The sequence below is a fragment of the Rhizobium aouanii genome (genome assembly GCF_037002925.1).
In the GTDB taxonomy this organism is placed as follows: Bacteria; Pseudomonadota; Alphaproteobacteria; order Rhizobiales; family Rhizobiaceae; genus Rhizobium; species Rhizobium aouanii.
Genome location: NZ_JBAMYD010000015.1, coordinates 15,403 through 39,751, shown reverse-complemented (window position 1 = coordinate 39,751; position 24,349 = coordinate 15,403). Strand labels below are relative to the sequence as shown.

Genomic DNA, 24,349 nt, shown 5'->3' with positions numbered 1-24,349 from the left:
CGCGACGCTCAACTGGCACGAGATGCTCTTCGAGAGCGACTGGAACAAGCGGCGGCTCTTGGGCGTACATCACAACTAGCTGAGTGACTGGATAGAGGGCGCATTGCCGCCCGGCAGCATTGGCTCGGTCGGTGGCGTCTCTGACAGCATTTCTGCTATAGCTCGGAAGCAAATCGCCCGCGATGTCACCAACTGCCGAAGTGTGAAGGGCGCAACGGGCTGATGGGCCTCTCGCTCATCAGGCCTCTTGTCTTGAAGGAGGAGCGCTAGGATGAGCACCGACCTGGATACCGTGCGGTCCTATGATAGGGTCGCGGCGGAGTATGCTGCCGAGGCCGCGGCGATGCCCGAATGGGTCGCGACAGAGATCGATGCGTTCGTGGCCGAGCTGGGCGGCTCGGGCAGGGTGCTGGAGATCGGAAGCGGTGGCGGGCGAGATGCATTTGAGCTTGAGAAGCGGGGATTGAGCGTCCGGCGCACCGACATTGCAAAGGGTTTCGTCGAACTGCTTCGCGAAAGTGGCTTCGAAGCCGACCTGTTGGACCCGCTGACCGATGACTTGGCCGACCCGCAGCGTCCCGGCACGCCGTATGACGGGATCTGGGCCTGTGCCTGCCTGATTCATGTCGCGCGCGAGGATTTCGGCATGGTGCTTGGAAGGCTTGCCGAGGCAACCCGGACCGGTGGCCGATTGCACGCCTCGGTAAGAGAGGGCGAAGGCGAGGATGTGTCGACACACGGCAGTGCTGCAGCGCCCCGACGCTACGTCGAGACGTACTGGCGCGAGCCTGCCCTGCGGTCCGCACTCACAGACGCCGGCTGGATCGTCAGCGAGATACGTCAGTGCGTCGGAAGGCCCCATGATCGGTGGCTGAGCGTTCGGGCGAGTCGGGCGTGACGCATAGAGAACTTACGGGAATGGCCGGTTGTGGCGCGACTTTGAACTCCAGGTGGTCACCGCAATGTCGGCTTCCGGGCGAAGGCAAAGATCCCCTCTGTGGCCGACAAGGGGGCGCAAAGCAGCTCGGTCGAATTGTTCAGGCCGAGAACATTTGCGCCGAGAAGTACGGCCCCGCTGGATGCTGGCCGACAATGTCAAATCTCGGCATGCACCGCTAGTTCCAGCGCATCCTCAATATCCACCCCTTCGGCCAAGGATTGGCCGCTTGGAAAACATACGTGAGCAGTGAGAGGGGCCGTCATTTCTTTGGCGAAGCGTCCCAGGTAGGGTGTCTTCTCACCAGATCGAAGTCCATGATAAGCGGCGCCTATGGGAATCAAGAACTATCTGATCGAAGGCGGTTCCGGCACTGGGAAAACGTCTGTCGCTACCGAACTGGAGCGGCGGGGCTACCATGTCGTCCATGGTGACCGGGTCTTGGCCTATGTCGGCGACCCCGAGACGGGCCAGGCGCTCGCAGGACCACCCGAAGGCGCGGACCGCATCGTTTGGGGATACGCCCACTGGATCTGGCGTGTCGACAAGGTCCGCGCTATTGCTGCCGACACCACCCATCCTGCCACTTTCTTCTGTGGCGGCTCGCGCAATTTCGATAAATTCCTGGACCTTTTCGATAAGGTTTTCGTGCTCGACATAGACGTTGAGACCTTGAACCGACGACTGGATGGGCGGCCAAATGAGCCGGGCTTCGAGCCGGCAGAGCGGGCGCTGGTGCTCCGCTATCACCATACCCGGGAATATCTTCCGATCGGCATCAATATCGACACGGCGGGTACTGTCCCAAGTGTCGTCGACGATATCCTCGCTCAACTCACCTGACGACCGATCAGGTCGGCGGCTCCGCTCAGGCCCGTTTCGTCAGCGGAAACCGGTCGCGCAGCAGCCGCAGCACCGATTCCGAAGGGATCGGCGGGCCGAAAAGGTAGCTCTGGCCGTAGTTGCAGCCCATCTTGGCAAGCTCGATCGCATCCTCGTTGGATTCGATCCCTTCCGCCACCACCTTCATGTCGAGTTCGCGCGCCATTGATATCACCGATCTGAGCACGATCGCCTTCTTGTCGCTACTGTCGCGCACCAAAGTCTTGTCGAGCTTGATCGTGTCGAAGGGGAAGCGGGTGAGATAGGCGAGCGACGAATATCCGGTGCCGAAATCGTCGAGCGCCAGGCCGATGCCGGCTTCCTTCAGCTTCTGCAGCACCAGGCGAGCCTGTTCCGGATTTTCCATCACCATGGATTCCGTCAGTTCGAGCTTGAGGCGCGAGGGCTGGCAATGCGTCTTGGCGAGAACCGAACGCACGTCGTCATAGAGTTCGTTGTTGAGCAGCTGCACGCTCGACAGATTGATCGAGACGAAGATCGGCAATTCGCCGGTCTGGTGCTGCCAGCTCATCAGATCGTTGGTCGCCTGTTCCAGTGCGAACATGCCGAGCGGGCCGATAAGATCGGAGGCCTCGGCGATCGGGATGAATTCGGACGGCGGGATATTGCCGCGTTTGGGATGTTCCCAGCGCATCAGCGCCTCGAAACCGGCGACCTCGACATCCTCCAGCCTTGCGATCGGCTGGTAGACCATCGCCAATTCCTTGCGCTCGATGGCGCGGCGCAGATCCGTTTCCAGCTGCAGCCGGTCGGTGCCGAAGTCGCGGAAGGCCGGCTGGAACGGCTCGACGCGGTTGCCGCCGGCCCGTTTTGCCCGGTACATGGCAAGCTCCGCATCACTGAGCAGGCCGGTGGCGCTCTCCTGCCGGTCGACCCAGGAGGCAAGCCCGACCGAGGCCGTCAGAATGATCTCGCGATTGGCGAAGTTGATCGGCACCATGATCGCCTTGCTGATCGCATCGGCGAAATCGGCGACCTTGGCTGGATTGTGCTCGGAAACCAGGATGAGGCCGAACTGGTCGCCGGCAAGCCGCGCCAGTGTGTCCTGCGGTTTCAACAGCCGGCGCAGCCGCCGCGTCAGCGCGATGAGAATGTTGTCGCCGGCGGCAACGCCGAGCGAATCATTGACCAGCTTGTAGCGGTCGATGTCGATCACCATCACCGTCGGGCGCAGCGTATCGCCGCCCGGCGCCAGCGCCAGCACCGACTGCAGCCGGTCGAGGAAGACCTGCCGGTTCGGCAGGCCGGTCAGATTGTCGTGCAGCGCATCGTGCAGCAGCCGCTCGACGGAATTCTTCTGCTCGGTCACGTCGACGATCGTGCCGACGCAGCGGATGATCTCGCCGTTCGAGCCGAGCACCGGCCGGGCGCGGATCAACAGCCAGTGGAAATGTCCGTCCTCGGCGCGGATGCGGAACTCGTGGTTCAGCCGCCCGCGCCGGTGTTCGAGCAGCACGTCGAGCGTGGCGCGGAAGCGGTCGCGGTCGTCGGGATGCAGCCGCGGCAGCCAGTTGCGCGCCGCGCCATGCATGGCGCCGGGCGACAGGCCGAGCTTGATCGAGACGTCGGGAATGGTGACGACGCGGTCGCGCGCCACGTCCCAATCCCACACCATGTCGCCGGAGCCGGTCAGCGCCAGCGATTGCCGCTCGAGATCGGAAAACAGCCCTTGCTGATAGGCGCCGCCGGCGAACGCATGCTGCATGACGGTGAAGCCGATCAACAGCACGATCAGCACCAGGCCGCCGCCGAGTGCCGGCTGGATGATGTCGTTGTCGAGCCGTCCGGTGACCGTCAGCCACGCCCCGAACAGCCAGACGAGCGTCAGCGCCCAGGCCGGCACCAGCAGAATGGCGCGGTCGTAGCGGTTGAAGCCGAGATAGATGATCAAGAGCAGTCCCGTCGCGGCCGTCAACGCGAAGGAAAGCCTCGCGATGCCGGCGGCGATCGACGGATCGTAGATCGCCACGCCGAAGAGCAGGGCAAGGCCGAGCACCCAGGCAAGCGTGGCGTAGCCGAGATGCGCATGCCAGCGGTTGAGGTTGAGATAGGTGAAGAGGAAGATGACGAAACTCGAGGCCAGCGCCACTTCGGCGCAGGCGCGCCATATTCGCTGGTCGGCCGAGGCGACGCTGATCAGCTTGCCGAGAAAACCGAAATCGACGCAGATATAGCCGAGCACCGCCCAGGCGAGTGCGGCCGTCGCCGGCAGCATGGAGGTGCCCTTGACGACGAAGAGGATGGTCAGGAACACGGCGAGCAGGCCGGCAATGCCGAGCACGATGCCGCGATAGAGCGTGAAGGCGTTGATCGTGTCTTTGTAGGCGTTCGGTTCCCAGAGATAGATCTGCGGCAGCTCCGGCGTCGACAGTTCGGCGACGAAGGTGATGACGGCGCCTGGGTTCAGCGTGATGCGGAAGACGTCGGCTTCGTCGCTCGGCTGCCGGTCGAGCGCGAAGCCTTCGCTCGGCGTAATCGCGCTGATGCGCTGCGAGCCGAGATCCGGCCAGAACAGCTTGGAATTGACCAGACGGAAATGCGGCGCGACGATGACGCGCTCGAGCTGTTCTTCGGAGACGTTGGCGAGCGCAAACACCGCCCAGTCGCCCTGATGGTTCTCCGAGCTTGCCCTGACCTCGATGCGGCGGCGGATGCCGTCGGCGCCAGCCGCCGTCGAAACCTGGAAGGCTTCGCCCTGGTTGGCGTAGATCTCGGTCGTTGCCGTCAGATCGAGCGCGGTATCGTCACGGGAAATTTTTACCGGTTCGGCCGCCTGGGCAACACCCGCCACGAAGGCGAAGGCTGCCAGGAAAAGGGCTGCGATCACCGCGATCACTCGTCCGGACGGTGACTTGGGCAGCATGCGGTCTCTTGTCATCGGCTGTCGGTTTTCCTGCCTTTATCCGTATCGGTGGCGAGACGTGAAAACATCACATGGTCGTGCCACTGACCGTTGATCTTCAAATATCCGCGCAGATAGCCTTCCTGTTGAAACCCGGCTTTTTCAAGCAGGCGGATGCTGCGCGCGTTATCTGGAATACAGGCTGCTTCGATACGGTGCAACTCAAGCCCGGCGAAGATGTAAGGTATAACCAGTTGAAGGGCGGCGTGCATATGCCCCTGGCCGGCATGGCGTTCGCCCATCCAGTAGCCGATCATGCAGCTTTGTGCCGCACCCCTTCTGATGTAACCGATGGTGACGCCGCCGACGAGCGTCATGTCGCCTTTCAGGAAAATGAACAGCGGCACCGCCTGGCCCGAGGCATATTCCTGCTTGCCGCGGACGACGCGGGCGCGGTAGGCGCCTTCCGTCAACTCGTCGCGCCGCCAGGTCGGCTCCCAGGGTTCCAGGAACTTGCGGCTTTCGGCGCGCAGCCGGTGCCACTGGTTGAAATCCTGATAGCGCGGCAGGCGCAGGAGATATCTGTCGTTCTCCAGCTCCACCGCTTCCGGCTGCCGAGACAGGAACCGAAAAACCGATTTTGGCATCGATCACTCCCGGCAGGACGGACGTCGGCTCAGCGGCTTGCCTGAAGCGTCTTCGACGCCGGCACCGAAAGCGAGGCAGTGATGTCTTCCATCGGCGCGAGCTGTTCCAGTGGACCGATCGCCGAAAGCGTCGGCACCGTGTCATAGAACAGCCGGCCGGCGAGGTCGGTCAGCCGCTCGATGGTGATGCCTTCCAGCCGCTCCATCATCTCCGGATTGGAGATCGGCCGGCCGTAGAGCATCATCTGCCTGGCGATCTGGCCGGCTCGGGCAGCCGGGCTTTCCGCACCCATCAACAGCTGGGCGCGGATCTGGGCGCGGGCGCGCTCGATCTCGTTCTGGTGGATCGCATCGGCTGACTTGTGCAGCTCGTCGATGATGACGGGCACCAGTTCCGGCAGGTTTTCGCCACCGGTCGCGGCATGAATGCCGAAGATGCCGGTGTCGGAAAAGCCCCAGTGGAAGGCATAGACCGAATAACAGAGGCCGCGAAATTCGCGCACCTCCTGGAACAGCCTGGATGACATGCCGCCGCCAAGGATATTGGCGAGGATCTGCGAACAATAGAAATCGCGTGCGTGGTAAGGCTTGCCCTCGAAGCCGAGCAGGATCTGCGCATCCATCAGGTCGCGCGGTTCACGCACGCTGCCGCCGATATAACGCGCCGCGTCCATGACGGGCGGCGCGGAAGGTGCGGTCGGCAGGCTGGCGAAACGGTCCTCGACCAAACGCAGGAATGTTTCATGCTCGACAGCGCCGGTTGCTACCACGAACATGCGGTCGGTCGTGTAGTTGCGGCCGAGATAGCCGCGGATCTGCTGCGGCGTGAAGGAGACGACGGTTTCCGGCGTGCCGAGGATCGCCCGGCCGAGCGTCTGGTCGCGATAGGCGGCTTCGGAGAACCGGTCGAACACCACGTCGTCGGGCGTGTCGTTGGCGGCGTTGATCTCCTGCAGGATCACCTGCTTCTCGCGCTCCAGCTCCTCTTCCTCGAAGGCCGATTCCGTCAGGATGTCGGCGAGGATGTCGACGGCGAGCGGCACGTAGTCCTTGAGCACGCGGGCGTAATAGGAGGTCGTCTCGGTCGAGGTGGCGGCATTGACTTCGCCGCCGACATCCTCGATTTCCTCGGCAATCTGGCGGGCCGTGCGCCGCGCCGTACCCTTGAAGGCCATGTGTTCGAGCAGGTGAGCGATGCCGTGCTCGTTGTCCGTCTCGTTCCGCGATCCCGATTTGATCCAGACTCCGAGCGCAACGCTTTCAAGATGCGGCATGGTCTCGGTGACTACTGTCAGCCCGGATTTCAGCCGGGTGCACTCAACTGTCATTGGCTATCTTTCTGCGCCTGCTGTCGTCTCGCCGCGGGCGTGCTTGCCGATAAAGTTTTCAACGGCTTTCAGCTCCGGTTTGATGATCTGGAAACGCTCCTCCCTTTGCATCAGATCAGCAAGCCACGTCGGAAGCGCCGGGTCAATACCGCAGGCGGATTTTACGGCGGCGGGGAATTTCGCCGGATGCGCGGTCGAAAGCGTCACCATCGGCGTATTCGGCTTTTCTTTCTTGGCAGCGACGAAGAGGCCGATCGCCGAATGCGGATCCAGCAGATAACCGGTCTCGGCATAGGTCTTGCGGATCGTCTCGGCCACCTGTCTCTCGCTGGCGCGCCCGGAGCGGAAGTCGCGGCGGATCGCCTTCAGCGCTTGCGCGCCGATCTCGAAGCCGTTGGATTGCTTGAGGCTTTCCATCGCCGCGCGCACCTTCGATGCATCGCGGTCATAGGCTTCGAACAGCAGCCGTTCGAAGTTCGAGGAGATCTGGATGTCCATCGACGGCGAGCTCGTCGCCTTGACTGCCTTCATGTCGTAGCGGCCGGTTTTCAGCGCCCGCGCCAGGATGTCGTTCTCGTTGGTGGCAATCACCAGCCGGTCGATCGGCAGGCCCATGCGCTTGGCGCAGTAGCCGGCGAAAATATCGCCGAAATTGCCTGTGGGCACTGTGAACGAGATCTTCCGGTCCGGTCCGCCAAGCGCCAACGCCGCCGTGAAATAATAGACGATCTGGGCCATGATGCGCGCCCAGTTGATCGAGTTGACGCCTGATAGCCTGACCCTGTCGCGAAAGGCCGCGTCGTTGAACATCGCCTTTAGCAGGTTCTGGCAATCGTCGAAATTGCCCTCAACGGCAAGCGCGTGCACGTTTGGTGACGACGAGGTCGTCATTTGCCGCTGCTGCACCGGCGAGACCTTGCCATGCGGGAAGAGGATGAAGATGTCGGTGCGCTCGCGGCCGGCGAAGGCGTCGATCGCCGCCCCGCCGGTGTCGCCCGAGGTGGCGCCGACGATCGTCGCCCGCTCGCCGCGCTTTTCCAGCGCATAGTCCATCAGCCGGGCGAGCAGCTGCATCGCCACGTCCTTGAAGGCGAGCGTTGTGCCGTGGAAGAGCTCCATGACGAAGCTGTTCGGCCCGGTCTGGACGAGCGGCGCAATCGCCGGATGGCGGAAGGTGCCGTAGGCCTCGTCGATCATCGCCCGGAATGTGTCGTCGGGGATCTCGCCATTGGTGAAGGGCGACAGGATGGTGAAGGCGATCTCCTGATAGGTCTTGCCGCGGAGCGCGCGGATCTCCTTCTTGGAAAAGCTCGGCCATTTGCGCGGAACATAGAGCCCGCCGTCGCGCGCCAGCCCGGTCAAAAGGGCGTCGCAAAAGCCGAGGGAAGGGGCCTCGCCGCGGGTCGAGATATAATCCACGTTCATCATCCTTGATCTATCGCTGGAGGGAATCCGGCCGGGCGCGGCCCTGGTGCGGTCTGCTGCAAATCGGCAAGGTGGTGCCTTCGGGCCTTACCATTGCCGTTATCTTGTTGAACTTGCCCGCATCCGGCGTCGAAAAGTGCATCAAAACGGCGCTTACCCAATCGATTTTTGTTTGCGCCGCTGATATAGACCATCGCAAACCGTCGTGAAAGGCCCCACGGAAAAGACATGGGGCCTCCAAGAAGCGCTTATACAAGGGATGGAATATGGTGCTCGGCAAGGTCTCGCGTCTCATCGTCTCCGCATCTTTTCTTGCCCTGCTCGCTGGTTGCAACTCGCTCGGTATCGGCGGCGACAGCAAGCCGGCTGCGCCGGCCACCCAGCCGAACGGCACCGCCCAGATCATGCCGCTGGCGCCGGCCAACCCCTCCTCGAACAATCCTTCGATCGGCACCGGCACGACGGCGCAGGGCACCGTTGCCCCGGTCGTCCAGGGCGCCTGCCCGCAGATCTTCATGCGTGACCAGGATGCGATCTTCCGCACCTATGCCAAGGGCAAGAAGGACGATCCGCAGCAGATCGTCTTCCAGGCCTCGTTCGGCGATTACACCCGCCAGTGCACGCTGAACGACACGAACCTGACGATGACCATCGTCGCCCAGCTGCGCCTGATCACCGGCCCGGCCGGCACGCCAGGCCCGGTGACGCTGCCGATCCGCATCTCTGTCGTCGACGGCGAGACCGTGCTCTATTCCGAAGTCACCAAATTCCCGACCGAGATCCCGCCGGGCGCGCCGGGTACGCAGGTCATCTTCCGCAAGGACGGCATCACGATGCCGGTCGGCTCCGGCGCCCTGGTGCGCGTCAATATCGGCTTTGACACCCAGCCGGCGAAGACCAAGAAGAGCAGCTAGATGTGAGCTATTTTCAGTAAACGTGGGAAGCGGTTTTCGGACGACATCCTGTTCTAGGGCTCGATCCGCTCCGGGGGATCGGTGAACGGATTGAGCAGCCGTGCGCCGCGGCCCTCGAAATCTTTGATGTTGCGTGTGACAAGCACAAGGCGGTGAACGCGCGCAGTCGCTGCAAGCGCCAAGTCCCAGCGGTCCTTGTTCTTGGCTCCGAGCAGGCGCGTCCATTCTTCCACAATCGTGGCATCCACCGGCAAAATCCGATCTGCAAACGCTTTCTCCAGGGTGGCAATTCCCCGAATGATAGCGGCGGCGCGCCCCGGGTCGCGCCGCTTGAGCATTTCAGCACCTCGGCGCTTCTCGAATAGCGTCGCTACGCTGAGGCGCAGTTCCGTGTCATCGACGCTGGCTATCCACTTGCGGACGTTGGCGTGGCCTCGCGGGCTGAACTCACGCAAGACATTCTCGTCCAGCAAATAGCCGGTCACGGAATTATCCGCGGGCCTGCAACATCCGCTGCTTCGTGGACTTCATCGAAGGCCCCAAGTTCGGCGAGATCGGCGAGCGATCGCTTGAGGCTGCGGGATGGATAGGGTCGCCCCCGCTTCGGATATGCTTTCGCGTATTCAATGGCGGCCTCGACCTGCTCGCGGCTGAGGGAAGGAAAGTCCTCGACGATCTCCGCGACAGTCTGTCCGCGGGCAAGTGCTGCCACCATATGGACCGGAACGCGGGTAGCCTTTATCAGCGGTTCGCCACGCTCTAGGTCTACCCACTCCTTCAGAGCTTCCAGGCGTTGAAGCCGAGTTTCGAGATCTGCATCTATCTTCCCCAGGTCGAGCTCGATTTCCCCGAGACTGACGCGATGGGCGTCGAAAGAGAGTTGGCGGATCGCATCGTATAGTCTGCGACGGCCGGCAGGAGTCAGGTCCTTATCGAGGCCGTCGGCAACGAGCAAAAATCGCATTTCTGCCGGGCCTAAAAGCCTCTGAACAGCGCTGCCGACCTTGCGCTGGCGCGCGCGGATAACACCTGTATCGACAGCCTTGTTGAGAGCGGTCGCCGACCGGTTCAGGACGTAACCGGCCTCAGTCAAAGTGAGAGCGTGGGCAGCAGGCATAAGGACTTCCTTGCTAATTGATCTCCAATATAGGGATGATTTAAGCGGCTAGCAAGGTAAGATCGAACGACAGCGTCATTGCCGTCCCTAATTCAAGCGCCGAGTGGCGCAGAGGTGACGAAACCCACCTCTCAGCGTCGCTTATTCAGGTTCTAGGGAACACCGATGTCAGCAGGCCTGAAGCTGCCGCTGCCCGGATCAAAGTCGTCGTCATAGTCGCCGATCGAGGCTCAGGGCTCGAAGCGCCTCAGAAAACGTTGTCCCAGGCCGCCAGTGCGGCGACGACGCCTGGCAGGTCGTTCATGCGGGAGATTGCCGTTTCGGCGCCGGCATCGGTCAATTTGTCGGCATGGGCGGGATAGCTGTGCGAGGCGCCGGTAAAGCCGATGACGCGCATGCCGGCGGCGCGGGCTGCATGCACGCCGTGGACGGAATCCTCCACCACGACAACCTTGTCAGGCGAAACACCCATCTGGCTTGCGCCGTGCAGGAAGATGTCGGGCTTCGGCTTGACGCGGTCGGGGCCAAGATCCTTGGCGGAAAAGATGTTCGGCGCAAACAGCGGCTTCAGCCCCACCTTGGTCAGCATCATGTCGAGCCGCTTGGTGCTCGAATTCGAGCAGATGCAGCGCTTGATCGGCAGCCTGGAGACGGCGAATTCAACGCCTGGGATGGGTTGGACGTCCTGCGCCAATCTGAGGTCGAGCAGATGCTCAGACTTGTCGAGCAGGGAGGCCGAAAACGGGATGCTTGCCTCGCGCTCGATCTGCAGCAGGATGTTGCGCCACGTCATGCCGGCGAAGCGCTCGCCCATTTCCTCGGCGCTGATCGGATATCCGGCTTCGGTCAGAAGTCCGGATTCGACGTCAGCCGCGATGATTTCCGAATCGACGAGAACGCCGTCGCAGTCGAAGATGATGAGGTCGAAGCCGTCCATATGTTCACGCCTTGCTGAAAGTCTGGGTCTTGTCCGGGAATGCTGCGGCTTTACACGATGCCCGGCCAAAGCTCAACCTGATCTCAAGCATGGCTGCGATGCGGCAAGCGACCGGCTCCGGCGTCGCAGTGCAGTAGGCTCGATACGGTGCTATCGCAGCACTTCCAGCCCCTTTCGTTCGACAAGATCAAGGATCTTGATGGCCGTGCTGCTGGGTTTCTTGGTCCCCTGTTCCCATGCGGCAACGGTGATCTTCTTGACGTTGATGAACTGGGCAAAGACCGCCTGGCTGACCTTGTTTGCGTTTCGAATCTTCTTGATCTCCTCGGGCGTATAGTCGCGAAGAGGAGGGAGGCAGAGAGCGTCGAACTCACGCATCGTCACATCGTCCACAAAGCCGGCTTCATGCAGTCGCTGAGCAGACTTATGAACGTTTCTAAGAATCCTGCTCATAGTGCTGGATCTCCAGTATCTGTTTCTTTTCAATCATTTCAGCGAGTTTTTTGTCGTCGGCGCGCATGTAGACATCGCAGAGTTTTCGAAGGGCTTCCTTCTCCTTCTTGGTGATATTGTCCGTCTCGTTCTTGGCGAAGCCGTGTATAAAAATAAGCCTGTCTGCCTGGCGATAGCCAACGATAGTCCGATAGCTTCCACGCTTGCCGCGCCCTGGAGCTGCCATTCGCTTCTTCAGAAGAAAGCCGCCCAATCTGGCATCGATCAGCCCGGCTTCGATCTCCTTCGCGGCCGCGTACAACATGGCGTCTGTCACGTCATATTCGCCGGCCCAGTCAGCGAACTCCAGATCCTTCAAAACTCTCACCGGCAATTTATATATTACTCCGTGATATAGATATCAAGCACGTCGGCACGCAGGGTGTGGCAGCCACCTTTGATTTTTGAATGAAAATATGAGGAAGAGAAACGAAATTTCCTCTGACCTATTGATAGCGGGAACTTTGGCCCTCCGGACGCAGACCGCTGTGCACTTCTCGGCAATCGATGAGAAAAAGCGCCAGGAGCTGCCGGTCGCCTTCCGGTCGGGGTCACAGAACGGCTTTCCGCAGTCCGGCGCGCCCAACCTTTGTCAAGGAAGTTTGACAGCAAGGTCTCGCCAAGGCAGGCGCGGCGGAGCGGCCGCCGATCTGAGGGGGCCGACATCGCAGGAATGGAAACGGTGAGCAGCAGCCGTCAGGCCGCCAGCTGCCCACCCCGGCGTCCAGATGCAGATGGGGTCGAAGCGGTCGCACGAAGCCTGAACCGGGAAACGAGTTCACGCAGCTTGGCAGCTTCCTCGGCGAGATGACCGGATGCCGCTGTCGATTGCTCCACCATCGCCGCGTTCTGCTGGGTCACCTGATCCATGGAATTGACCGCAGTATTGACTTCGGCAAGGCCGGTCGACTGCTCTCTGGCCGATACGGCGATTGCATCCATGTGCTGATTGATGCGGGCAATCTGTTCGCTGATCGCCTTCAGAACCTGGCTGGTGTCGAGAACCAGTTTGACGCCGCTTTCCACTTCCACCGAGGATTTCTGGATGTGGCCTTTGATTTCCTTTGCCGCCTGAGCCGATCTCTGGGCGAGCTCGCGGACTTCCTGGGCCACCACCGCAAAACCTTTGCCCGCGTCGCCGGCGCGTGCCGCTTCGACGCCTGCGTTCAGCGCCAGCAAGTTGGTCTGGAAGGCGATCTCGTCGATCACGCCGATAATGCTGGAGATCTGCTGCGACGAGGCCTCGATGCGGCGCATGGCCTCTTCGGCATGCGACACGACCTCGGAAGACTTGGCGGCATTGCGGTTTGCATCGGTCGCTTCAGTGCGCGCCTCGTCGGTCCGCTTGCTCGAATTCGAGACATTGGCGGTGATCTGATCGAGCGCTGCGGCCGTTTCTTCGAGAGAGGCCGCCTGCTGTTCGGTTCGTTTCGACAGATCGCCGGCCCCGGATGCGATTTCCCTTGTGCCTTCGTCGATCGCTGCAATGGCGGCCGCGATCGCGCTGAGCGTCTGATCGAGCTGCCGGATCGACATGTTGAAATCATGCCGGAGGTTTTCAAAGTCCGGGGCGAAGGGCTCGTCGATCTGGAAGGCGAGATCGCCGGATGCAAGCCTCTTCAGGCCTGCGGCGAGGCCGGATGTCGCTGCCCGCAGCCGTTCGGCTGCATCTTCGTCGGCCTGCTTTCGCGCCGTGACCCGCTCGGTTTCACCCTGCAAGCGGGCGGCCTCGGCATCTTTTTCGAGTTGCTTGTTGGCAATCGCCGCCTGGCGGAAGACTTCGACGGCCGATGCCATCGTTCCGATTTCATCGGTGCGGCCAATCCCGGTGCAGGCAATCGCCGTGTCGCCGCCGGCGAGCCTTTGCATATCGCCGGAAAGCGAAAGGATCGGCTTGGTGACGGTCTTGCGGGTGAGGAAATAGAGACCAAAGGCGAAGAGCGCGGCCGAAGCCAAAAGGGCTTCCAGAACAATATCGACCGACGCCTTTATATCAGAGCTGCGATTGGAAATTTCCTCGGATGCAGCCGTGATTTGATCGCCGGCCTGTTCCATCGCCGCTTCCAGCGTCGAGAACTGGGCCATGAAGTCAGGCAATGCCTTCAAAGCTGCCGTAGGGTCCTTGCCGGCGAGTTCGACGATCTGAGTGGCGCTTGCGATATAGGCAAGCAGGGGACGTTCGACGCTGGCAAGGATCGTTTTCGTCTTGTCGTCGGCGGCAAGAGCCTTGTTGGCGTCAAGCATCTCGCGGAACGACGCCTCATGTTCCGCCAGATCTGCCTTCACCGCGGCAGCGTCGATGCCTGCTGCCGGATTGGACGCCAGCAATGATGCGAGCGCATCCGAGCGCAGCGCGTCATGCATCATGTCGGCCTGCATGTGGTTGCGCAGAATTTGTGCCGACCGGGCAACCTCGGCGTTGTTTTCGGAAAGAGTCGAGGCGGACCAAATGCCGACCCCCGTGGCGCCGCCCGCCAAGGCGAAAATCGCGATGCTCGCAATGATGATCTTATGTTGAATCGACGCCATGACAGGACTCTCTCGTTTAACTCAGAAGGTGAGAATAGCCGAACATGCTTAATGATTTCTCAGCAGCGTGTCGCTTAGTGGCGGGAAAACAACAGGTTGCAGCGGATGTTTCATCTTCGATGAAAAGTTGAACTGCTTTGAGCGTAGAGCGGATGACCGGTGCGCGCACCTTGAGCGCCGGAAGATGCAATAGGGCTGGGGCTCTCCCTTGTGCCGAGGGCCAGCCCCATCCAACTATTGTTCCGGCAGGATGATCTTCTGATTGGTGGTGTTCTTGACCGGCTTCTCGCCCGGGACATGCGACATCGTGCGGGTCGTACTATCAAGCGTGCTGCCGTCTGTGCTGGTTTTTGTGCGAGACTTGCTGAACGTCCCCTTGTCGACTGCCTGGGCTTTCGTCTGCGCCTTCAGCTTGTCGCCACTGTCGTTGACGTGGGTCTTGCTTTGCGCCTTTCCATCGGTGGTGGCTGCACTTCCCCCCGATCCGATCGAAGAGGTCGTGCCGTCATCGGTCCGGCAGGTGCCGGCCGTTCCGAGCGAACTTGCGGATGTGCCTCCGGCCGAGGCGCTTCCGGCCGATCCGACGGTTCCGGCCGCATTGCACTCCTCCGCAAGAACGGCCGAGCTCGATGCGAGCAGCGCGATCGAGGCGGCCGCGATAAGGTTGATAGGTTTCATTGCCATCTCCTACTTCTTGGGTTTCATGACCGAGCAGGTTCCGTCGGACCGTTTGGTGATGATGGTGCCGTCGGGCCGGGTGATGCTTGCCGTCGAAAAGCTGTCGACGCTTCCTGATCCGGCCGAGGAGCCGGCGGAGGAGGATGACGAAGAGGAACCGCTCGATCCGCCGCCGGTTGTGGTCGATGAGGAAACGTGACCGTTGCCGGCCGTCACGGTGGTGGACATGTCTCCCTGCGACGACCGCGTCTCGACGACGGTGCATGTCGTTCCATCGTCGAGTTTGATCTCCTCGGACATTGCCTGTCCGGCGATCAGGGCGAGTGAAGCGCCCAGTGTGATTGTAGAAAAGTTTGCCATTGCTTTACCTCCAAGGGTTGGCCGACGCCGCGAAGGCGCCGGCCGACATCGTCAGCAGCCTTCTGTGCCGGCGGCGTCCTTCTTGACCTGTCCGGGCGCACAGCCCTTCTTGCCCTTGTTGTCAGAGCTTCCTGCGGCGCTGCCGCCGGTGCCGACTGTGCTGCCGGTCTTGTCTCCGTCCGCAGACGAAGCGCCAGTTCCGACGCTCGAGGCCGAGTTCGCGTCGCCCGAACCTGCGGCGGAGCCGCCGGTGCCGACCGAGCTGCTGGAGGTGCCGCCGCCGGCCGACGAACCGCCGGTGCCAAGCGTCGAAGCAGACCCCGAGCCGGAGCCCGAACCCGCAGCAGAGCCGCCGGTGCCGACCGAGCTGCTCGAGGTGCCGCCGCCGGCCGATGAGCCGCCGGTGCCGAGCGTCGAGGATGAGCCGGAATTACAGTTGGTTGCGCCGGCAGGGCAGGTGCCCCCGGCAGAGCTGCCACCAGTACCGACCGTGCTGCTCGCAGTTCCGCCGCCGGCCGACGAACCGCCTGTGCCGACGGTACTAGACGATTGAGCGAAGCCGGAAACAGCCGTGCCGGCCAAAAGGGCGGCCGCCAAGGCCAGATGTGTTGCCTTCATCATGGTGTATTCCTCCGTTTGTTTCTAACTTGCCGTCGCATCCGGAATGGATGGATAGCTGCCTGACAAACTTCGCTCTCACACCACTGTTCCTGCCTTAGGCACTCAGTCGGATGGGCCTCGGACCTTGGTCCGACCTCGCCGTCATGGTTGACGTTCGAGCATTCTGGGAGGGTTTCATGAGCCGGCCGGCGGGTTGGAAAACCTCCATCCCGGCGTCCGTTACCATCGGGATGGACCGCGCTCATTGCTGCTTCCCCGTCTCGGGCGTACCATGCATGTGCAAGAGGAGAGGGACCATGAGGCTTTCAGCTTTCGTCCGACCGGCGGCAGCCGTAGTGCTGCTGTTTGCCTTCACATCCACCGACGTCATCGCCAAGGGTAAGCACCGAAGCTGTGCGCAGCTGCAGGCGATGAAGGATAATGCCCTGACCGGCGGAAAGCATGCCGGGGATGGCACCGACAAGAGAGCCAAGATCGAAAGGAAGATGAGGAAGAAAGGCTGCCAGAGGTAAGCCGCCGATAGCTTGCGAGCACCGAGAGAACGTGGTCTGGCAGCAGGTGAGCCTGTTACCGAGACGGCAGAGATGCGCCTTCGTCCAGGACAGCGCCACATCCATCAAATCCGCGTCATGTCAGGCTAACCGCAGCCGCAGGACTACCTTTGGCAATCTCATGCACTAGATGGCGATCGAGGAGGAGGCCGCCGCCGCTATCGGGAAGAGGGAGAAGCGGCATGCCCAGAACGGACGAAGAGGTAGACTGCATGACGATCGAGGACATCATCGAAACCCTGGAAAAGACTGACATGCCCGACAGTCGGATCGACGCCTTCATCACCTGTGCCTTTCTGTTGAAGCACCTCCGCCCGGCCGAGCCGAGTGATTTCGACGGTCCTGACGATTACCTGCCGAGCAGCATCAAGTCAGAGCACGGCTTCCTTATGGCCCGGCCCTTCACGCACGACGTCAATCACGCCATCGATCTGTGCCGGGAAGTCCGGCCCGATGCGGTTTGGCACCTCGCCCGCGGTCGCCAGACAGCGGACGACTCGCTTTACGGTGCGCAGCTGCGCGAGGTCAGGGAGAGCGAAAGCGTGCTTGGCGAGGCCGAGAGCAATCACGCGGCGCTGGCGCTGACGCTTGCGGCACTGCGGGCGCATGTGCGGCAGGAAGATGAAAAGAGGGCAGGGGCTTGAACGCTCGGGAAGATTGAACGGCGCACTTGAAAGCGTTGTGAGACGACAAGATCCCGCGCATTTTCATCGGAACAAATCGAAGGAATCCCGGTTCGCTCACCATCCCTGGTGAAGCAAAAAAGGAGATTCCAATGTTTCTGAGACTGCTCGCAGTAACAGCGCTTTCACTTGGCCTGACAACGGCCGCCATCGCACAATCCGGCGGCAGCGGCGGTTCCGGATCCGGCTCCGGCAGCAGCAGCGGCTCCTCGAGCTCCGGAAGCGGTTCAGATTCTGGAGCCGGTGGCACCGGTTCCGGCAATTCGGGCTCGGGTGGTTCGGGCGCGAATTCGACGGACGGCGGCGGCGCAGGAGGGATAAACGGCGCCAACAACTCCGGCGGCGACCCGGATGATTGCCAACGTCAGCAGGCAGGCCAGCCCGGCAATTCAGCCCCCTCCGGCACGACGACAAACAAGCCGGACTCCGCCGCCGCCTGCTAATAAAGATGCATCGCTGCCCGGGACGCCGCGCTTCCTATGCCTTATTTGCGAAAAGCTATAACCGGCGGAGGCATGGCGAAGGAGCGCCGAAGCGGCGCTCCAATGGTTTTGCAGATTCGTATAGCCTACGCATCGACCGGAAAAAGCTTCAGAAACTGCCGGTCACCTTCCGGCGAGAAAATGATCGAGCGGCTTTCCGCCGTGCGCCGCGCCCAGCCTTTGTCGAGGAAGCTTGAAAGCAGGGCCTTGCCGAGGCTGCCGGCCAGATGCGCGCGTCTTTCGCTCCAGTCGAGGCAGGAGCGGCAGAGCGGCCGGCGCGAGGATCTGAGGTCGCCGACATTAATGCCGATGCATTTGAGATCGCTTTCGCCCTTTTCCGTCAGCGCAAGGCCATCGCCGACAGCGTCGATCGAGCCTGCGGCAATCAGGCTGTCCAGCATGCGCACGCCGTAATCGCCGGCAAGATGATCATAGCAGATGCGCGCCTTGCGCAGCGCCGGCTCCTTCGGCCCCGGCTGGTGGCGCAGGTGGCCGCGTCCGGCGGCAAAGCCCATCATGCTTTCGATCAGCCGGGCGACGGCCTCGTCGGCCAGCGTGAAGTAACGGTGGCGGCCCTGCTTGCGCTGGGCAAGCAACCCGCCGGCCTCGAGCTTGGCGAGATGCGTGCTCGCCGTCTGCACGGTGATGCCGCCGACGCCGGCAAGCTCGGTCGCCGTCAGCGCCCGGCCGCCGGTCAGCGCCGCCAGCATGTTGGCACGCGCCGGATCGCCGATGAGGGCGCCGATCTGCGCAATGTCAGGACCTTCCTTCATAGTTCGATCGTAACCGAAGCATCACCGTCAGGCAATGTGCGAAAACGGGTGAAGAGCCAAAGGAGAAACCGATGATCACCTGCTTCATCCGTTACGAAATCGACCCCTTCAAGAAGGAGGCGTTTGCCGACTATGCCCGCAACTGGGGCCAGGCAATTCCGCAAAACGGTGCCGACCTCATCGGCTATTACGGCCCGCACGAGGGATCGGCAACGACCGCCTACGGCGTCTACAATATTGAGAGCCTTGCCGCCTACGAAGCCTATCGCGCCAGGCTGGCTGCCGACCCGCTCGGCCGTGAGAATTACGAATTTGCCAGACGCGAAGGCTTTATCCTCAAGGAGGAACGCATCTTCCTCAAAAATGTCTCCGCCCCTCACGCCAAGCTGGTGCTGCCATGATCGCCGTCATTTTCGAAGTCGTGCCCTATATGGGCGAACGCCACAAATATCTGGATCTCGCCGGCGAGTTGCGCGGCGAACTCGAAAAGATCGACGGCTTCATCTCGATCGAGCGTTTCGAAAGCCTGACGACGCGCGGCAAGCTGCTGTCGCTCTCCTTCTTCCGCGACGAGGCGGCGGTGAAGGAATGGCGCAATCTCGAGGCTCACCGGGCAGCACAGCAGGCCGGACGCGGCGGTATCTTCGCCGATTATCGCCTGCGGATCGCCAGCGTCGTCCGCGATTACGGCATGTTCGAACGCGACGAAGCGCCGGCCGACAGCCGTAGGGTCCACGACGCCGCCTGATCGCCGGTGGCGGCATTCTTGCCGCCGCTCGGCCACCGGCTTGCGTCGGCAAAGTCTGCCGCTCACTCATCGGCCACCCGAAAAAAATCCCGAAATCGGCCACCGCTTCAGGCTTTGGTAACTAAGTTGCGTAACCATAACGGACAGTTAAGCGTAGAGCGTATGAGTGAGTATTTAAATGGCATCAGTTTTTCCGCTTGCCGACCTCAAGGCTTCCGTCAAGTCGGATTCCCGGCCCGGATCCCGGACGGATTCCTGGGTCGACACGATCATCAAGGGCGATTGCGTCAGCGCCCTTGAAGCTTTGCCCAGCCACTCCGTCGATATCATCTTTGCCGATCCGCCGTATAATCTTCAGCTCGGCGGAACGCTGCACCGTCCCGACCAGTCGCTGGTCGATGCGGTCGACGACGAATGGGATCAGTTCGCCTCCTTCGAGGCATATGACGCTTTTACCCGCGCCTGGCTGCTGGCTTGCCGCCGCGTGCTGAAGCCGACAGGCTCTATCTGGGTGATCGGCTCCTACCACAATATCTTCCGTGTCGGCGCTACGCTGCAGGATCTGAATTTCTGGATCCTCAACGACATCATCTGGCGCAAGACCAATCCGATGCCGAATTTCAAGGGCCGCCGTTTCCAGAACGCCCATGAGACGATGATCTGGGCAAGCCCCAGCGCCAAGGCCAAGGGCTATACCTTCAATTACGATGCGCTGAAGGCCGCCAATGAGGACGTCCAGATGCGCTCCGACTGGCTCTTCCCGATCTGCAACGGCAGCGAGCGGCTGAAGGGCGAGGACGGCAAGAAGGCGCATCCGACGCAGAAGCCGGAAGCGCTGCTTGCCCGCGTCATCATGGCCTCGACCAAGCCCGGCGATATCGTGCTCGATCCCTTCTTCGGCTCGGGAACGACGGGCGCCGTCGCCAAGCGTCTCGGCCGTCACTTCGTCGGCATCGAGCGCGAACAGGATTATATCGATGCGGCCGCAGCCCGCATCGCCGCCGTCGAGCCGCTCGGCAAGGCGGAACTGACCGTCATGACCGGCAAGAAGGCCGAAGTCCGCGTCGCCTTCAACGTGCTGGTTGAAAGCGGCCTGATCAAGCCGGGCCAGGTGCTGACCGACGCCAAGCGCCGCTATAGCGCGATTGTCCGCGCCGACGGCACGGTAGCTTCCGGCGGCGAGGCCGGCTCTATTCATCGTCTCGGCGCCAAGGTGCAGGGTCTCGATGCATGCAACGGATGGACCTTCTGGCATTTCGAAGACGGGCAGTCCCTGCGCCCGATCGACGATCTCAGGTCCGTCATCCGCAGTGATCTGGCAAAGGCGGAGTGAGCAGCGCCTTCGCAAGATCGAAATACCTTCTTCCGGTTTCCTCCAGTTACGGAAGAAGGCCAAGGCGCCCGAGGTTTTAGCCTCGGGCGTCTTCTATTCAAGAATCCCATTTTCAGAAGTCGCGATAATCGGTGACCTCGACCCGTGTGACGCGGCCTTCCGCGTTGAAGGTGATCGTCTCCTCACCCTCGCGGATCAGCGGCTTGCCCGTCTTGCTGTGGGTGGCGCGCACCGACCAGACCGACCGGCCGGATTGGGCCGTCAATGTTTCCACCAGCGAATTTTCCGCCGTCTGATCGGGATAGTCGTCGAAATAACGCCGGAAGGCCGCCATGATCTCAGCTCGGCCGGTGAGATCGCCGACGCCGTTCGAGACATAGGTCGCATCCTCGGCGAAATAATTCTCGATCGCCGGAAAATCGAGAGCGTTGATCGCGGCGTGAAAACGTTCGATTTCTTCTGCGGGATCGAAAGCCATGGATGTCAGACCTTCACCCCATAGCCGGCGAGATCGCTGCGCAGCTTTTCCGCACCCGAAAACAGCACTGCATTCCAGCCGAAGGCCTTGGCGCCTTCGACATTGACTGGCGCGTCGTCGATGAAGATCGTCGCTGCCGGATCGAGGCCGAAGCTTTTCGTATGCGTCTCGTAGATCGCGATATCCGGCTTGATCAGGCCGACATCGCCGGAAACGGTGACGCCGCGCGGTTTGGTCAGGAAGGGGAAGCGTGCCTGCGCCTCGCGGAAGGTGTCGGAGGCAAAGTTGGTCAGCATCGTCACGTCGCGCCCTTCGGCAATCAGCCCTTCCATGATCGCGACGCTGTCGTCATAGGCGTGCGGCACCATCTCATGCCAATATTTGCGGAAGGAGCGGATATGCTCCTCGCGGGCAGGGTGCTGTTTTATCAGCAGCGCTTCGGCCTCCGCCCAGGTGCGGCCGCGGTCCTGCTCGATGTTCCAGTCATGGGTGCAGATATTGGCGAAAAACCAGTTACGCTCGGTCTCATCTGGGATGAGGCGGCTGAAAGGGAGATGTGGGTCGTAATGAATAAGGACTTTGCCGATGTCGAAAACGATATGTCTTATGTCGGTGGTCATGGTCATCCCTTGGATGTTTTGAATGCGAGAGGAATAGCGGCTGCGATCGCTTTTTTCATGATGGTCGGCAGCGCCTGGGCTTCAAGATTTGTAACCGGCTCCCACCATCCGTCATTCGTGTCGACCGTGGTAGCGATGGCCGCACGCCAGATCGAAAGCCTGAGCTCGAAATGGGTGAAGACGTGGATGACGGTGCCAGAGGACTGCCATACCGCTTCGAAGGGCGCGGCGGCAGCCGAGGTCTCGCCGTCGATGCGCGCCGTCCACGCCGTCGTCGGCACCTCGGTCATGCCGCCGAGCAGGCCGCTGTCGATGCGCCGGCGCAGCAGGATCTCGGCATCACCGGTTACCGCGATGAAGGCCGCGCCATATCTGACCGGCTTCTCCTTCTTCGCCGCCTTGACCGGAAAAAGCTCGGGATCGGAGAGTTTCAGCGCCTGACAGGCATCTCGGAACGGACAGAGCGAACAGGCCGGCCGTTTCGGCGTGCAGATTGTCGCCCCGAGATCCATCATCGCCTGGGCGAAATCGCCGGGCCGTGTCGCGGGCGTCAGCAGCGCCACCTTCTCCTTCATCACAGGCTTTGCCGCCGGAAGCGGCGTGGCGATCGCATAGAGCCTGGAGATCACCCGCTCGACATTGCCGTCCATGACAGCCGCCTGCCGGTTGAAGGCGATGGCCGCGACGGCGGCTGCCGTATAGTCGCCGATGCCAGGGAGTGACTTGAGACCCTCTTCGGTATCGGGAAAGATGCCGCCATGCTCTGTCGCCACCGCTTCGGCGCATTTCTTCAGGTTGCGGGCCCGCGCATAATAGCCAAGCCCCGCCCAGGCGGCCATCACCGCATCGTTTTCGGCCGCGGCAAGATCGGTCACCTCGGGCCAACGCTCAAGAAACCGTTCGAAATAGGGTTTGACCGCCTGCACCGTCGTCTGCTGCAGCATCACCTCGGACAGCCAGACGCGATAGGGATCGGCCTTGACGCCGCGGGCCGCCATGCCGGGTGAAACGCGCCAGGGCAGGTCGCGGTGGTGGCGATCATACCAGTCGAGCAGGGGCTTGGCTGAGGGCGTGTCGAGTGTGGTGATCGTCATGATTTGCCGCGATGGGGGGAAGTGCCTATACTTGGCGAAGCAATGCCGCGCGATCAAGTCGCCTGTGCGAATTGGCATGCGAATTGGCGGCGTCGCTGAAGGGTTTCGATGAGTTATCCACGTAAAGGTGCAAAGCAGATTTCCGAGCTGGCGAACGGGCTGATCGATCCCGTGCTTGCCAGGCGGGCCGGCATCAACACGGCTCTGCTCGGCTCGTGGAGTGAAATTGCCGGCGAGGATTTCGCCGATTGCACCCGGCCGGAAAAGATCGCCTGGGCGCGCGGCGGCGATGAGACCGGCGGCTTCCGCCCCGGCGTGCTGACGATTGCCTGCGAAGGCGCGCGCGCGCTCTTCCTCACCCATGCCCAGGGCGAACTCATCCAGCGCATCAACAGCTTCTTCGGCTTTGCCGCCGTCCACCAGATCCGCATTGTCCAGAAGCCGGTCTCACAAGCCACCCGCCGCTCCCGCACCCCGCCGCCGCTGAAAGGCGAAGCCGCCCGCAAGCTCGAAGGCATGATGGAGGGGATAGAGAACGACAAGCTGCGCCAGGCAATCCAGCGCTTGGGGACCGCGGTGATGGGGAAGCGGGGACGATAAATGCGGCGCGTGTTCGAAAGTCTCCATGCCGAGAGGATGAGGACTGAGGACGCTGGCGCTTAGCCCTGTCGGCCCGCCCAGGGAGATTGCCGCGGCCAGCCCCTCATCCGGCTGCCGCCACCTTCTCCCCGCTCGCGGGGCGAAGGGGATATGCCGCACCGGCTCCCTCAATCTCAACGTAGCGTTTGGCACGTCCCCTCGCCCCGCGAGCGGGGAGAGGGTTAGGGTGAGGGGCAGCCATCGGCAAGAACCGCACAGCAGTGGTTTCGAACTGCGACCCACCGTTGTTCGGATGAAGGGACGGGGCGGTAGGAATTCCTGCAATTTTTGGTCTAGTCGTCTTCCCACGGTCACAATTCTTTGAAGGAAGTTGGCGAACCGTGCCTTGTGAGTGGCCGCCAGCCGTTATATCGCACAGTCATGCCGTCAATCTCATTATTTATGGGGAATCCATGCAGATGTCCGAAATGCAACTGACGAAACGCCGCCTGCTCAGCGGGATCGCCATCGCCGCAGCTGCCGTAGCGCTTGTCGCCTGCAACGACAGCAAGGACGCTGCCGATGCTTCGTCCTCCGGCAAGACCATGGCTGATGGCACCAAGGTCGACACCATGCAGACGGCCGCCACCTCGGCGACCGAAATGCCGGAGTCCGACGGCGATGTCGACATGGCCGAAGTGCTGAAGCCCGGCGTGCTGCCGGAGATGGCGCTCGGCAAGGCCGATGCCCCGGTCAAGATCGTCGAATACATGTCGATGACCTGCCCGCATTGCGCCCATTTCCACAACACCGTCTTCGACACGATCAAGCAGAAATATGTCGACAGCGGCAAGGTGCAGTTCATCATCCGCGAATTCCCCTTCGATCCGCGTGCTGCCGCTGCCTTCATGCTCGCCCGCTGCAACTCTTCCAATCCGGAGCAGTTGAGCACGCCGGAACAGTATTTCCCGATGGTTTCCATGCTCTTCAAGCAGCAGCAGGTCTGGGCCGCCGCCGATGATGGCCGCGCCGCCCTGCTGCAGATGTCGAAGCTTGCCGGATTTACTGAGGATAGCTTCACGAAATGCTTGACGAACCAGAAGCTTCTGGATGAAGTGAACGCCACGCGGGAAAGAGGTTCCAAGGATTTCGGCGTCAACGCCACCCCGACTTTCCTGATCAATGGCAAGCGCTACTCTGGAGACATGCCGGTTGACACCTTGTCGAAGCTCATCGACAGCCTGCTCTGAACCGGATCGTTTCGATAGAACGGGCGAC

The 24,349-nt window shown here is 61.7% G+C and carries 28 protein-coding genes and 1 pseudogene; 11 read left to right on the top strand and 18 right to left on the bottom strand.

Features of this window, described 5'->3' with window-relative positions; genetic code table 11:
• Nucleotides 1-271 precede the first annotated feature (271 nt).
• Nucleotides 272-898 carry a class I SAM-dependent methyltransferase gene (locus V8P77_RS24475; protein WP_335914581.1) on the top strand — a complete coding sequence of 209 codons (627 nt, stop codon included), beginning with the start codon at nucleotides 272-274 and terminating at the stop codon, nucleotides 896-898.
• Between the two features lie 372 nt (nucleotides 899-1,270).
• The gene (locus V8P77_RS24470) at nucleotides 1,271-1,780 is read left to right on the top strand and encodes a DEAD/DEAH box helicase family protein (protein ID WP_335914580.1); all 510 of its coding nucleotides are present in this window, start codon (nucleotides 1,271-1,273) and stop codon (nucleotides 1,778-1,780) included.
• 25 nt (nucleotides 1,781-1,805) lie between these two features.
• On the opposite strand, the gene V8P77_RS24465 is transcribed toward V8P77_RS24470, so the two are convergent.
• The 4 genes from V8P77_RS24465 to thrC are packed head-to-tail and all read right to left on the bottom strand — an operon-like array spanning nucleotide 1,806 to nucleotide 8,085.
• Complete coding sequence (locus V8P77_RS24465; protein WP_335914579.1) at nucleotides 1,806-4,718, bottom strand: EAL domain-containing protein; 2,913 nt, start codon at nucleotides 4,716-4,718, stop codon at nucleotides 1,806-1,808.
• Nucleotides 4,715-5,329 (bottom strand): GNAT family N-acetyltransferase, encoded by a 615-nt coding sequence (locus V8P77_RS24460; RefSeq protein WP_335914578.1) that lies wholly within the window; start codon nucleotides 5,327-5,329, stop codon nucleotides 4,715-4,717. Before V8P77_RS24460 ends, V8P77_RS24465 begins: the two co-directional genes overlap by 4 nt.
• A gap of 29 nt (nucleotides 5,330-5,358) precedes the next feature.
• The gene (locus tag V8P77_RS24455; RefSeq protein WP_335914577.1) at nucleotides 5,359-6,657 is read right to left on the bottom strand and encodes a M16 family metallopeptidase; all 1,299 of its coding nucleotides are present in this window, start codon (nucleotides 6,655-6,657) and stop codon (nucleotides 5,359-5,361) included.
• Nucleotides 6,658-6,660: 3 nt separating this feature from the next.
• Nucleotides 6,661-8,085: a threonine synthase gene (thrC, locus tag V8P77_RS24450; protein WP_335914576.1), complete on the bottom strand. Its 1,425-nt coding sequence runs from the start codon at nucleotides 8,083-8,085 to the stop codon at nucleotides 6,661-6,663.
• A gap of 263 nt (nucleotides 8,086-8,348) precedes the next feature.
• On the opposite strand from thrC, the gene V8P77_RS24445 reads away from it, so the two are divergent.
• Nucleotides 8,349-8,996 carry a hypothetical protein gene (locus V8P77_RS24445; protein ID WP_222043395.1) on the top strand — a complete coding sequence of 216 codons (648 nt, stop codon included), beginning with the start codon at nucleotides 8,349-8,351 and terminating at the stop codon, nucleotides 8,994-8,996.
• A 53-nt stretch (nucleotides 8,997-9,049) separates the two neighbouring features.
• Here V8P77_RS24445 and V8P77_RS24440 read toward each other — a convergent pair whose 3' ends face one another.
• The 10 genes and pseudogenes from V8P77_RS24440 to V8P77_RS24395 form a co-directional block, all read right to left on the bottom strand.
• Nucleotides 9,050-9,481, bottom strand: a complete 432-nt coding sequence (locus V8P77_RS24440; protein WP_335914575.1) for a type II toxin-antitoxin system VapC family toxin — start codon at nucleotides 9,479-9,481, stop codon at nucleotides 9,050-9,052.
• Complete coding sequence (locus tag V8P77_RS24435; RefSeq protein WP_335914574.1) at nucleotides 9,478-10,113, bottom strand: DUF433 domain-containing protein; 636 nt, start codon at nucleotides 10,111-10,113, stop codon at nucleotides 9,478-9,480. The genes V8P77_RS24440 and V8P77_RS24435 overlap by 4 nt, the downstream gene beginning before the upstream one ends.
• Before the next feature lie 247 nt (nucleotides 10,114-10,360).
• Entirely contained in the window at nucleotides 10,361-11,050 is a 690-nt protein-coding gene (locus V8P77_RS24430; RefSeq protein WP_335914573.1) for an HAD family hydrolase, read from the bottom strand.
• A gap of 150 nt (nucleotides 11,051-11,200) precedes the next feature.
• A complete protein-coding gene (locus tag V8P77_RS24425; RefSeq protein WP_335914572.1) occupies nucleotides 11,201-11,503 on the bottom strand; it encodes a helix-turn-helix domain-containing protein in 303 nt (100 codons plus the stop codon).
• Entirely contained in the window at nucleotides 11,487-11,870 is a 384-nt protein-coding gene (locus V8P77_RS24420; protein ID WP_335914702.1) for a type II toxin-antitoxin system RelE/ParE family toxin, read from the bottom strand. Before V8P77_RS24420 ends, V8P77_RS24425 begins: the two co-directional genes overlap by 17 nt.
• 118 nt (nucleotides 11,871-11,988) lie before the next feature.
• Nucleotides 11,989-12,232, bottom strand: a pseudogene (locus V8P77_RS24415) (transcriptional regulator); the annotation flags it as partial.
• A gap of 6 nt (nucleotides 12,233-12,238) precedes the next feature.
• The gene (locus tag V8P77_RS24410) at nucleotides 12,239-14,071 is read right to left on the bottom strand and encodes a methyl-accepting chemotaxis protein (protein WP_335914571.1); all 1,833 of its coding nucleotides are present in this window, start codon (nucleotides 14,069-14,071) and stop codon (nucleotides 12,239-12,241) included.
• A gap of 234 nt (nucleotides 14,072-14,305) precedes the next feature.
• Nucleotides 14,306-14,749 (bottom strand): hypothetical protein, encoded by a 444-nt coding sequence (locus tag V8P77_RS24405; protein ID WP_335914570.1) that lies wholly within the window; start codon nucleotides 14,747-14,749, stop codon nucleotides 14,306-14,308.
• Nucleotides 14,750-14,758: 9 nt separating this feature from the next.
• Complete coding sequence (locus tag V8P77_RS24400) at nucleotides 14,759-15,109, bottom strand: hypothetical protein (RefSeq protein WP_335914569.1); 351 nt, start codon at nucleotides 15,107-15,109, stop codon at nucleotides 14,759-14,761.
• Nucleotides 15,110-15,160: 51 nt separating this feature from the next.
• Nucleotides 15,161-15,730, bottom strand: a complete 570-nt coding sequence (locus V8P77_RS24395) for a hypothetical protein (protein ID WP_221953192.1) — start codon at nucleotides 15,728-15,730, stop codon at nucleotides 15,161-15,163.
• A 296-nt stretch (nucleotides 15,731-16,026) separates the two neighbouring features.
• Between V8P77_RS24395 and V8P77_RS24390 the strand changes: the two genes are divergently transcribed.
• The 3 genes from V8P77_RS24390 (at nucleotide 16,027) to V8P77_RS24380 (ending at nucleotide 17,407) form a co-directional block, all read left to right on the top strand.
• Complete coding sequence (locus tag V8P77_RS24390; RefSeq protein WP_131709970.1) at nucleotides 16,027-16,242, top strand: hypothetical protein; 216 nt, start codon at nucleotides 16,027-16,029, stop codon at nucleotides 16,240-16,242.
• A 251-nt stretch (nucleotides 16,243-16,493) separates the two neighbouring features.
• Nucleotides 16,494-16,925: a hypothetical protein gene (locus V8P77_RS24385; RefSeq protein ID WP_335914701.1), complete on the top strand. Its 432-nt coding sequence runs from the start codon at nucleotides 16,494-16,496 to the stop codon at nucleotides 16,923-16,925.
• A gap of 131 nt (nucleotides 16,926-17,056) precedes the next feature.
• Nucleotides 17,057-17,407, top strand: a complete 351-nt coding sequence (locus V8P77_RS24380; protein WP_335914568.1) for an oxidoreductase — start codon at nucleotides 17,057-17,059, stop codon at nucleotides 17,405-17,407.
• Nucleotides 17,408-17,532: 125 nt separating this feature from the next.
• Here the strand turns inward: V8P77_RS24380 and V8P77_RS24375 are convergent, their stop codons facing one another.
• The gene (locus V8P77_RS24375; RefSeq protein WP_335914567.1) at nucleotides 17,533-18,219 is read right to left on the bottom strand and encodes an ArsR/SmtB family transcription factor; all 687 of its coding nucleotides are present in this window, start codon (nucleotides 18,217-18,219) and stop codon (nucleotides 17,533-17,535) included.
• A 71-nt stretch (nucleotides 18,220-18,290) separates the two neighbouring features.
• On the opposite strand from V8P77_RS24375, the gene V8P77_RS24370 reads away from it, so the two are divergent.
• The 3 genes from V8P77_RS24370 to V8P77_RS24360 all read left to right on the top strand — a co-directional run bounded on the left by V8P77_RS24370 (nucleotide 18,291) and on the right by V8P77_RS24360 (nucleotide 20,300).
• Complete coding sequence (locus V8P77_RS24370) at nucleotides 18,291-18,620, top strand: NIPSNAP family protein (protein WP_335914566.1); 330 nt, start codon at nucleotides 18,291-18,293, stop codon at nucleotides 18,618-18,620.
• Nucleotides 18,617-18,967, top strand: a complete 351-nt coding sequence (locus V8P77_RS24365) for an antibiotic biosynthesis monooxygenase family protein (protein WP_163885220.1) — start codon at nucleotides 18,617-18,619, stop codon at nucleotides 18,965-18,967. The genes V8P77_RS24370 and V8P77_RS24365 overlap by 4 nt, the downstream gene beginning before the upstream one ends.
• Nucleotides 18,968-19,145: 178 nt before the next feature.
• Nucleotides 19,146-20,300, top strand: a complete 1,155-nt coding sequence (locus V8P77_RS24360) for a site-specific DNA-methyltransferase (protein ID WP_335914565.1) — start codon at nucleotides 19,146-19,148, stop codon at nucleotides 20,298-20,300.
• Between the two features lie 112 nt (nucleotides 20,301-20,412).
• Here the strand turns inward: V8P77_RS24360 and V8P77_RS24355 are convergent, their stop codons facing one another.
• From V8P77_RS24355 to mutY, 3 genes are read right to left on the bottom strand one after another with little or no spacing between them, the layout of a single operon-like run.
• Nucleotides 20,413-20,778, bottom strand: a complete 366-nt coding sequence (locus tag V8P77_RS24355; RefSeq protein ID WP_077976497.1) for a nuclear transport factor 2 family protein — start codon at nucleotides 20,776-20,778, stop codon at nucleotides 20,413-20,415.
• A gap of 5 nt (nucleotides 20,779-20,783) precedes the next feature.
• Nucleotides 20,784-21,398 (bottom strand): HAD family hydrolase, encoded by a 615-nt coding sequence (locus V8P77_RS24350; RefSeq protein WP_335914564.1) that lies wholly within the window; start codon nucleotides 21,396-21,398, stop codon nucleotides 20,784-20,786.
• 2 nt (nucleotides 21,399-21,400) lie between these two features.
• Nucleotides 21,401-22,492 (bottom strand): A/G-specific adenine glycosylase, encoded by a 1,092-nt coding sequence (gene mutY / locus V8P77_RS24345; RefSeq protein ID WP_335914563.1) that lies wholly within the window; start codon nucleotides 22,490-22,492, stop codon nucleotides 21,401-21,403.
• A gap of 108 nt (nucleotides 22,493-22,600) precedes the next feature.
• On the opposite strand from mutY, the gene V8P77_RS24340 reads away from it, so the two are divergent.
• Both V8P77_RS24340 and V8P77_RS24335 read left to right on the top strand, forming a co-directional pair.
• Nucleotides 22,601-23,092 carry a DUF721 domain-containing protein gene (locus tag V8P77_RS24340; RefSeq protein ID WP_130725407.1) on the top strand — a complete coding sequence of 164 codons (492 nt, stop codon included), beginning with the start codon at nucleotides 22,601-22,603 and terminating at the stop codon, nucleotides 23,090-23,092.
• A gap of 458 nt (nucleotides 23,093-23,550) precedes the next feature.
• Complete coding sequence (locus V8P77_RS24335) at nucleotides 23,551-24,321, top strand: DsbA family protein (RefSeq protein WP_373694608.1); 771 nt, start codon at nucleotides 23,551-23,553, stop codon at nucleotides 24,319-24,321.
• Nucleotides 24,322-24,349 lie beyond the last annotated feature (28 nt).